This window comes from Spirillospora sp. NPDC046719, assembly GCF_040645715.1.
In the GTDB taxonomy this organism is placed as follows: domain Bacteria; phylum Actinomycetota; class Actinomycetes; order Streptosporangiales; family Streptosporangiaceae; genus Spirillospora.
This window is the reverse complement of sequence record NZ_JBEYYT010000445.1, coordinates 1-7,508: the sequence shown is the minus strand read 5'-3', so window position 1 is coordinate 7,508 and position 7,508 is coordinate 1. Positions and strand designations below refer to the sequence as shown.

Sequence of the window (7,508 nt, the reverse complement as noted above, 5' to 3'; positions counted from 1 at the left end):
GTCCCGAGGATCTCGGGACGGCGGGTTCGATTCCCGTGCGCCTCCGCGGGCGCGCCCGCGGCCGCCGGCCGAGCCGAAGCGCCGGCGGCCCGGGCGTCAGGGCCGTGGCGACCCGCGACGTACGGTGGGGGTATGAGGCGGCGCAAGCTCGCTTACGGGATCATGATGGGGACGTGCCTCACCTTCATCGTGCTCGCCTGGACGGTCGTCCGGCTGTACTCGACGCCCGCCGCGATCGGGATGTCGGTGTTCGCGATGATCATCCCGCCGTTCGCGGCGGTGGTGGCCAACTGGAACATCGACCGTCCCGACAAGCGCGAGTGAGGCCGGGCGGGGCCGCGCGGGGGCGGCGGCGCGCCCTCCGGGAGCGTGCGTGAACGGGCCCGACGTCCCCCAGCTGCTGGACCTCGCGGGCATCTTCGTGTTCGCGGTGTCCGGGGCGCTGGCGGCCGTCCGCAAGCGGCTCGACGTCGTCGGCATGGTGGTGCTCGCGGAGATCACCGCGCTCGGCGGCGGGATCCTGCGGGACCTGCTGATCGGCGCGGTCCCGCCGGCGGCGTTCACCAGCCTCGGCTACGTGCTGGTGCCGCTGGGCGCGTCGGCGCTGGTGTTCTTCTGGCATCCGCAGGTCGCGCGGCTGTTCCCCGCGGTGCTGCTGTTCGACGCGGCGGGCCTCGGGCTGTTCTGCGCGACCGGAACGCTGAAGGCGCTCGACTACGGGCTGTCGCCGCTGCACGCGGTGCTGCTCGGCGTGGTCACCGCGGTGGGCGGCGGCGTCCTGCGCGACATGCTGAGCGGGCAGATCCCCGCGGTCCTGTACGACCGGCAGCTGTACGCGCTGCCGGCGATGCTCGGCGCCGCCGTCACGGCGGCCGCCTCGTCGGCGGGGCTGCACGGCGGCGCCGTGACCGCCGGCGCCGCGGTGCTGGCGTTCGCCCTCCGGGTGCTGGCGATGCGCTACGGCTGGCGGACACCCCGCCCCCGCGGGGTGCCCGACTGACGCCGGTGACCTGGACGGGCCGAGCAGCGCCGAGAGGCGGGGACGCCGGCACGGCCGGCCCGTCCTCGGGCGGCTACGCCGTCTTCAAGGAGTAGCGGACGTCCCAGCCGTCGACGGAGGTGACCGTGGCGATCACTCGGTGCTTCCGCCCCTTGCTGTCATAGACGGCGCACGTGATCTTCGCGCCGACCTCGCCCCTGAGCCGGCCCGGGCAGAACGCCTGGATGGGGCCGATGCCCGCGGCGTCGTACTCGGGGCCGAGCTGCTTGCGGATCCGGTCCTGCACCATGTCCCCGGGGACGTCCCCACTGAGCCCGCAGCCTGCGGCGCCGAGCAGCAGGCCGCCGAGCAGGGCCGGCACGATCAGCGACGTGCGCACGGGTCCGGCGGCCCTCCGTGTCGACGCCGGGACCGCGGATGCCGGGAGGCGGGCGTCCCGGTGAAGCGGGCCTCGCCGCCATCGACCGAACCGATTCCCCGTCGAGGTGGTGCTCTTGTCAGGTGCCACTGTGCTCTTCCCCGTCATGTCGGCGCCCCGGTCCCCTGGGAGCGCCGTCCGGAGGCATCCTCCGCCGCCCGGCGTCTCGGGTACCAGGGCGCCTCATCCCGAGAAAGAAGGGACGGAGAACGGGACGGCGGGCGCCGAACCTTTCCCTGGTCGTGCCCGTCGAAGTAACGCCATGGCGGGCACCCCGCCCCCGCAGGGGCGCCCGACCGGACGCGGCCCGGAGGGCTAGGAGGCGGCCCTCATCGAGAAGTGGACCTCGCTCCCCTTGACCGAGGTGACGGTGACGGTGAGCCGGTGGCTGCCGCCCTTGCCGTCGCGCACGGTGCAGTCGAGCGTGGCGCCGACCTTGCCCTTGAGGTCGCCCGGGCAGGACGCCTTCGCCGGGCCGAGGCCGGCCGCCTGGTACATCGGGCCGAACTTGGCGTCGATCTGCTTCTCCACCGTGCCGGAGCCGACGGTCTTCTCCACCTGGCAGCCCGCCGCGGCGAGCGCGAGGCCGCCGGCGAGAACGGGCACGATCAGGAACTTGCGCATGGTTCTGCTCCCCGTGATGCGCGGCGCCCGGGTCCCCGTGGGGCGCCGTCCGCAGGTATGGTCCGCCGCCGCGCGACCCGGCCGCCAGGGCACGCCGTCCCGCCCGACAAAGGACGCGGAACGGGACAGATCGCCGCGAACTTTTTCGTGCGGCGGTGACAACCGGGGTACCGTCGAGTCCATGGGTCGGATCACCGTGCGCAAGCCGGTCCTGCGCGTGAGCACCGGCGGGACGGCGGGACGCCGGCCCGACACGCTCGCCGTGGAGGAGCCGCTCGAGATCCGGGTGGCGGGCAAGCCGCTGACGATCACGATGCGCACCCCGGGCCACGACTTCGACCTCGTCGCCGGGTTCCTGGCGGCGGAGGGCGTCATCCGCGGCGCGGCCGACCTCACCGCCATGCGGTACTGCGCGGACACCCAGGAGCAGAACACCCTGGACGTGGCGCTCGCCCCCGGGGTGGCGCCGCCCGACGAGGCGATGACGCGCGCGTTCACCACCACGAGCGCGTGCGGGGTGTGCGGGAAGTCGAGCATCGAGGCGCTGCGGACCGACCGGCCGTACGAGGTGTCCGCCGACCCCGTCCGCCTCACCCCGCGGGTGCTGGCCGCCCTGCCGGACCGGCTGCGCGCCGCGCAGCGGGTCTTCGACCGGACGGGCGGGCTGCACGCGGCCGGGCTGTTCGACGCCGAGGGCGGGCTGCTGGCGGTGCGCGAGGACGTCGGGCGGCACAACGCGGTCGACAAGGTCGTCGGGTGGGCCCTGCGGGAGGGCCTGCTGCCCCTCGCCGGCCGGGTCCTCATGGTCAGCGGGCGCGCGTCGTTCGAGCTGACCCAGAAGGCGATGACCGCGGGGATCCCCGTCCTCGCGGCGGTGTCGGCGCCGTCGTCGCTGGCGGTCGAGCTGGCCGAGGACGCCGGGATGACGCTGGTCGGGTTCCTGCGCGGGGACACCATGAACGTCTACACGGGCGCCGAGCGGCTCGGCGTCTGACGCCCGCCCGACCCCCTCCCGACACCCGCTAGGGCGGCCGGGCGTTTGTCATCTCGGGCCGAAAACCAAACGGTAACTTGTTGGCCCGTCCTCAAGACACCGGCCCCGCCACAGGAGTTGACTGCTCCCCCTACGCACTGACGCGCGCGTGTACGCACGCCGCGTCCGGCCCCGGGCGCGCGAAGCGGAGGATCACGGAATGACGAGGCCCCTCACCGGCGGCGGAGCGGCGTCCGGCATCGACGAGCGCCACCCCCCGATCAAGCCTCGGCGGGTGTCCTTCGACTGGTCGTCCACTCCCCTGCACTGGGTTCCCGGCGACCCGCTCGCCACCCATGTCATCAACTCGTTCCACATCGTCCTGCCCGAGGGCGAGAAGTGGTTCATCCAGTGCGTCAAGGACGCCCGGCCGTACATCAGGGACGAGCGGCTGCTGGAGGAGATCCGGGGGTTCATCGGCCAGGAGATGGTGCACGCCCGCTCGCACCAGGGCGTCCTCGACCAGATCCTCGAGGCCAACGGGATCGACGTCGCCAAGATCACCGACCAGATGGCCAAGGGGAACGCCGAGCGGCCCGAGCAGATGGCGGCGCTCAAGGAGAAGAGCCCGCGGGCCTGGCGGCGCCGGCTGCGGTTCGAGCTGGCGGCGGTCGCCTCGATCGAGCACTACACCGCCGTGCTCGGCCAGTGGATCATGGACAACGACCGGCTGGAGAAGGCCGGCGTCGACCCGACGATGCTGGACCTGCTGCGCTGGCACGGCGCCGAGGAGGTCGAGCACCGGTCCGTGGTGTTCGACGTCTACAAGGCGATGGGCGGGCGCTACCCGACCCGGGTCGCGGCCTGGGTCGTGTCGCTGTTCTTCCTGTACTGGGCGCTGATCGGCGGCTCGCTCTACCTGATGAAGCAGGACCCGACGGTGACGAAGCGGGTCACGCCGCTGCGGGTGGTGCGCGCGTACCGCCGCTCCGTCCGCCGGGGGCACGTGCCCGGCATCTTCAAGCTGCTGCTCGGCGAGGCGCCCGTCTACCTCAGGCCGAACCACCACCCGTCCAAGGTCTGCTCGACGCCGCGCGCGCTGGAGTACCTCAAGCGGTCCCCCGCCGCGCAGGCCGCGGGCTACGACCCGTACTAACACGGACATCGCGACCGGAGGCTCCCCGGAGACCTCCCCCTGAGGGCCCGTACCGCCGCGCCGTACGGGCCCTCGCGCGTTGCCGGGTGGCGAGCGTCACGCGCGGCCCCCTTGACCGCGGTCCGGATCGCGCGGTTAATTAACACCGTGTCCAATAAAGTGACGCTCGCCCGCACCCGAGATGAGGCGGAGCTCGAGCGATTCCGCGACGTCCAGCGCCTGTGCTACCAGTGCGCCGACGAGGTCGCCGCCACCCTCGAACCGGGCGTGACCGAGCGGGAGGCGTGCCGCCGGATGCGCCGCTGGCTGCGCGGGCACGGCGTCGACGACTGGCTGCACACCCCGTTCGCCTGGTTCGGCGACCGGTCGGCCTTCCGCGGCTTCAAGGTCCCGACCCAGTTCCTCCCCAGCGCGACGCGCCTGGAGGAGGGCATGCCCTACATCCTCGACATGGCGCCGGTCCGCGGCGGCTACTCCGCCGACATCGGCTACGGCGGCGTCCTCGGCGAGAACCGGATCTGGGAGCGGCTCGACGCCGACCTCGCCGGCTACCGCGACCTCATCCTCCGCCTCGTCCGCGAGCGCCGGACCTTCGCCGACATCTACGCCGAGGTCGACGCCCTGATCGAGCGGCAGGGCTACCAGAACCGGCACGCCAAGTACCCCGGACGGGTCATCGGCCACCAGGTCGGGATCATCGGCGGCATCCTTCCCAAGCGCGTCGGTTTCCCGTTCGGTGTACGGTTCCTGCAGACGATCGGCCGCGAACTGGTGAAGGAGCGCCTCGAGGGGCGCTCACCGCTCTGGAACGGGGCCGCGCAGTCCCAGCACCCCCCGACGCCCGGGCTGTGGGCGGTGGAGCCGCACATCGGCTTCCGCGGCGTCGGCGTGAAGTTCGAGGAGATCCTCGTGGTCACCGAGGACGACGCCCACTGGCTCGACGACGACCTGCCCCACGTGCACCGGTGGGCGCGACGGGAGGCGCAATGACGCAGACCATCACCTCCGGCGCCGCCCCCGCGGCACCGGTGAGGCGCCGCCGGGTCCGCGGCGACGGCGTCGACCTCGCCGTCTACGAGCAGGGCGACCCCTCCCGCCCGACCGTCCTGCTCATGCACGGCTACCCCGACACCCACGCGGTGTGGGACGAGGTCGCCGCGCGGCTCGCCGACCGGTACCACGTCGTCCGCTACGACGTGCGCGGAGCGGGCGCCTCGTCCCGCCCGTTCGGGCGCAAGCGCTACACCTTCGACTACCTGATGTCGGACATGCGGGCGGTGCTGGACGCCACCGCCCCCGAGCGCAAGGTGCACCTCGTCGGGCACGACTGGGGCTCGATCCAGTCGTGGGAGGCCGCCTGCACGATGCCGGAGCGGTTCGCCTCGTTCACCTCCATCTCCGGGCCCTGCCTGGACCACGTGGCGCAGTGGACGCGGCGCAACATCGCCCGCCCGACCCCGGCGAACCTGAAGCGCGCCGCCGGGCAGGGCGTCCGGTCCTGGTACATCTACTTCTTCCAGACGCCCGTCCTGCCGGAGCTGATGTGGCGCGCCGGGCTGTCCCGCCCGTTCGCCAAGGCCCTGGAGCTCGGCGAGGGCGTCGCGCCGCGCGACGGCCACCCGGCGCGGACGATGGCGCGGGACGGCGCGTCCGGCGTCGGCCTGTACCGGGCGAACATGGTGCAGCGGCTGCGCCGCCCGCGCGACCGCCGCACCGACGTGCCCACGCAGGTCATCGTCCCGACGAAGGACCTGTTCGTGTCGCCGCACCTGGTCGGCGGGCTGAGCGCGCGCGTGCCGAACCTGTCGCTGCGCCCGATCGCGGCCGGCCACTGGGTACCGCGCAGCCACCCCGGCGTCATCGCGCGCTGGATCACCGAGCACATCACCGGCGTCCAGGGCGGCCCGCTCACCACCGCCGAGTCCCGCGCGCTCACGCGCGCCCGCGTCCGCCGGGACCGCCGCCCCCTCGACGGCTCGCTGGTCGTCGTCACCGGCGCCGGCAGCGGCATCGGCCGCGCCACCGCGCTCGCCTTCGCCGAGCAGGGCGCGGAGGTCGTCGCCGCCGACCTCGACCTCGCCACCGCGCAGCGCACCGCGGAGCTCGCCGGCCTCGTCGGCCCGGCCGGGCACCCGTACCGGGTGGACGTGTCCGACGCCGCCGCGATGGAGGACTTCGCCAAGTCCGTCCTGCACGACCACGGCGTCCCGGACGTCGTGGTGAACAACGCCGGGATCGGCATGGCCGGGTCGTTCCTCGACCACACGGTGGACGACTGGGACGCGGTCCTCGGCGTGAACCTGTGGGGCGTCGTGCACGGGTCGCGGCTGTTCGCCGCGCAGATGGTGGAGCGCGGGCAGGGCGGCCACATCGTCAACACCTCCTCGGCCGCCGCGTTCACCCCGTCCCGGACGCTGCCCGCCTACGCCACCAGCAAGGCGGCCGTGCTGATGCTGTCGGAGTGCCTGCGCGCCGAGCTGAAGGGCAAGGGCATCGGCGTCAGCGCGATCTGCCCCGGCATCGTCAACACCAACATCACCCGGACGTCCCGGTTCGTCGGGCGCGGCTCGCGGGAGCAGGCGCGCAGCCGGGAGCGGGCGGCGCGGGCGTACGCGCTGCGCGGCTTCGGTCCGGAGGGCGTCGCGAAGCAGATCGTCAAGGCGGTCCGCGACGACCGGGCGGTCGTGCCGGTCACCCCGGAGGCGCGGCTGGGCCACCTCGCGTCCCGGCTGTCGCCGGGCGCGATGCGGCTGCTGGCCCGCTTCGACGCGGGCTAGGGCTCCCGCGCGGGGGTAGGACGCCCGCACACGCCCTAGGGTGATCATCGGGAGGCGGTGCGGGATGGCGGACGCCGTGGTCGTCGGCGCGGGACCCAACGGGCTCGTGGCGGCCAACATGCTGGCCGACGCGGGCTGGGACGTGCTGGTCCTGGAGGCGCAGCCGGAGCCGGGCGGCGCGGTGCGCAGCGACCGGGGCGTCCACCCCGACTACGTCAGCGACCTGTGCAGCGCGTTCTACCCGCTCGGCGTCGCGTCGCCGGCGATACGGGCGCTCGGCCTGGAAGCGCACGGGCTGCGCTGGAAGCACGCCCCGGCGGTGCTGGCCCATCCGCTGCCGGACGGGCGCGCCGCCGTGCTCGAACGCGACCCGGGCGCGACCGCCGCGAGCCTCGACGCGCTCGGCGCGGGCGACGGCGACGCCTGGCTGCGGCTGTGGGGCCTGTGGGAGGAGATGGGGGACGCGGTGCTGCGCGCCCTGTTCACCCCGTTCCCGCCCGTCCGGGCCGCGCTGCCGCTGGCCGCGTCGGCGCGCCGCGCGGGCGGGCTGCGCGTCCTGC

At 74.0% G+C, this 7,508-nt stretch carries 9 protein-coding genes; 7 read left to right on the top strand and 2 right to left on the bottom strand.

The window, feature by feature from the left end; translation table 11 throughout:
* Positions 1-132: 132 nt before the first annotated feature.
* Both ABZ914_RS42435 and ABZ914_RS42430 read left to right on the top strand, forming a co-directional pair.
* The gene (locus tag ABZ914_RS42435; RefSeq protein ID WP_190856415.1) at positions 133-324 is read left to right on the top strand and encodes a DUF3099 domain-containing protein; all 192 of its coding nucleotides are present in this window, start codon (positions 133-135) and stop codon (positions 322-324) included.
* A 49-nt stretch (positions 325-373) separates the two neighbouring features.
* Positions 374-1,000 (top strand): trimeric intracellular cation channel family protein, encoded by a 627-nt coding sequence (locus ABZ914_RS42430; protein WP_500200416.1) that lies wholly within the window; start codon positions 374-376, stop codon positions 998-1,000.
* 73 nt (positions 1,001-1,073) lie between these two features.
* On the opposite strand, the gene ABZ914_RS42425 is transcribed toward ABZ914_RS42430, so the two are convergent.
* On the bottom strand, positions 1,074-1,379 hold the full coding sequence (locus ABZ914_RS42425) for a DUF4333 domain-containing protein (RefSeq protein WP_500200415.1): 306 nt from the start codon (positions 1,377-1,379) through the stop codon (positions 1,074-1,076).
* Positions 1,380-1,733: 354 nt separating this feature from the next.
* A complete protein-coding gene (locus ABZ914_RS42420) occupies positions 1,734-2,042 on the bottom strand; it encodes a DUF4333 domain-containing protein (protein ID WP_500200414.1) in 309 nt (102 codons plus the stop codon).
* Positions 2,043-2,223: 181 nt separating this feature from the next.
* Between ABZ914_RS42420 and fdhD the strand changes: the two genes are divergently transcribed.
* From fdhD to ABZ914_RS42395, 5 genes are all read left to right on the top strand, one after another.
* The gene (gene fdhD, locus ABZ914_RS42415) at positions 2,224-3,036 is read left to right on the top strand and encodes a formate dehydrogenase accessory sulfurtransferase FdhD (protein ID WP_500200412.1); all 813 of its coding nucleotides are present in this window, start codon (positions 2,224-2,226) and stop codon (positions 3,034-3,036) included.
* 199 nt (positions 3,037-3,235) lie between these two features.
* A complete protein-coding gene (locus ABZ914_RS42410) occupies positions 3,236-4,171 on the top strand; it encodes a metal-dependent hydrolase (protein WP_500200411.1) in 936 nt (311 codons plus the stop codon).
* A 147-nt stretch (positions 4,172-4,318) separates the two neighbouring features.
* Positions 4,319-5,161 carry a M24 family metallopeptidase gene (locus ABZ914_RS42405; protein ID WP_387018012.1) on the top strand — a complete coding sequence of 281 codons (843 nt, stop codon included), beginning with the start codon at positions 4,319-4,321 and terminating at the stop codon, positions 5,159-5,161.
* Positions 5,158-6,948: an SDR family oxidoreductase gene (locus ABZ914_RS42400; RefSeq protein ID WP_500200408.1), complete on the top strand. Its 1,791-nt coding sequence runs from the start codon at positions 5,158-5,160 to the stop codon at positions 6,946-6,948. The genes ABZ914_RS42405 and ABZ914_RS42400 overlap by 4 nt, the downstream gene beginning before the upstream one ends.
* A gap of 64 nt (positions 6,949-7,012) precedes the next feature.
* Positions 7,013-7,508 (top strand): phytoene desaturase family protein (locus tag ABZ914_RS42395; protein WP_500200406.1); only part of this gene is annotated, 496 nt, incomplete at its 3' end.

Bases quoted from the DNA above. Each gene is read 5' to 3' on its own strand.
- ABZ914_RS42435 (WP_190856415.1), top strand. From the start codon at position 133: ATGAGGCGGCGCAAGCTCGCTTACGGGATCATGATGGGGACGTGCCTC.
- ABZ914_RS42420 (WP_500200414.1), bottom strand. From the start codon at position 2,042: ATGCGCAAGTTCCTGATCGTGCCCGTTCTCGCCGGCGGCCTCGCGCTC.
- fdhD (WP_500200412.1), top strand. From the start codon at position 2,224: ATGGGTCGGATCACCGTGCGCAAGCCGGTCCTGCGCGTGAGCACCGGC.
- ABZ914_RS42410 (WP_500200411.1), top strand. From the start codon at position 3,236: ATGACGAGGCCCCTCACCGGCGGCGGAGCGGCGTCCGGCATCGACGAG.
- ABZ914_RS42400 (WP_500200408.1), top strand. From the start codon at position 5,158: ATGACGCAGACCATCACCTCCGGCGCCGCCCCCGCGGCACCGGTGAGG.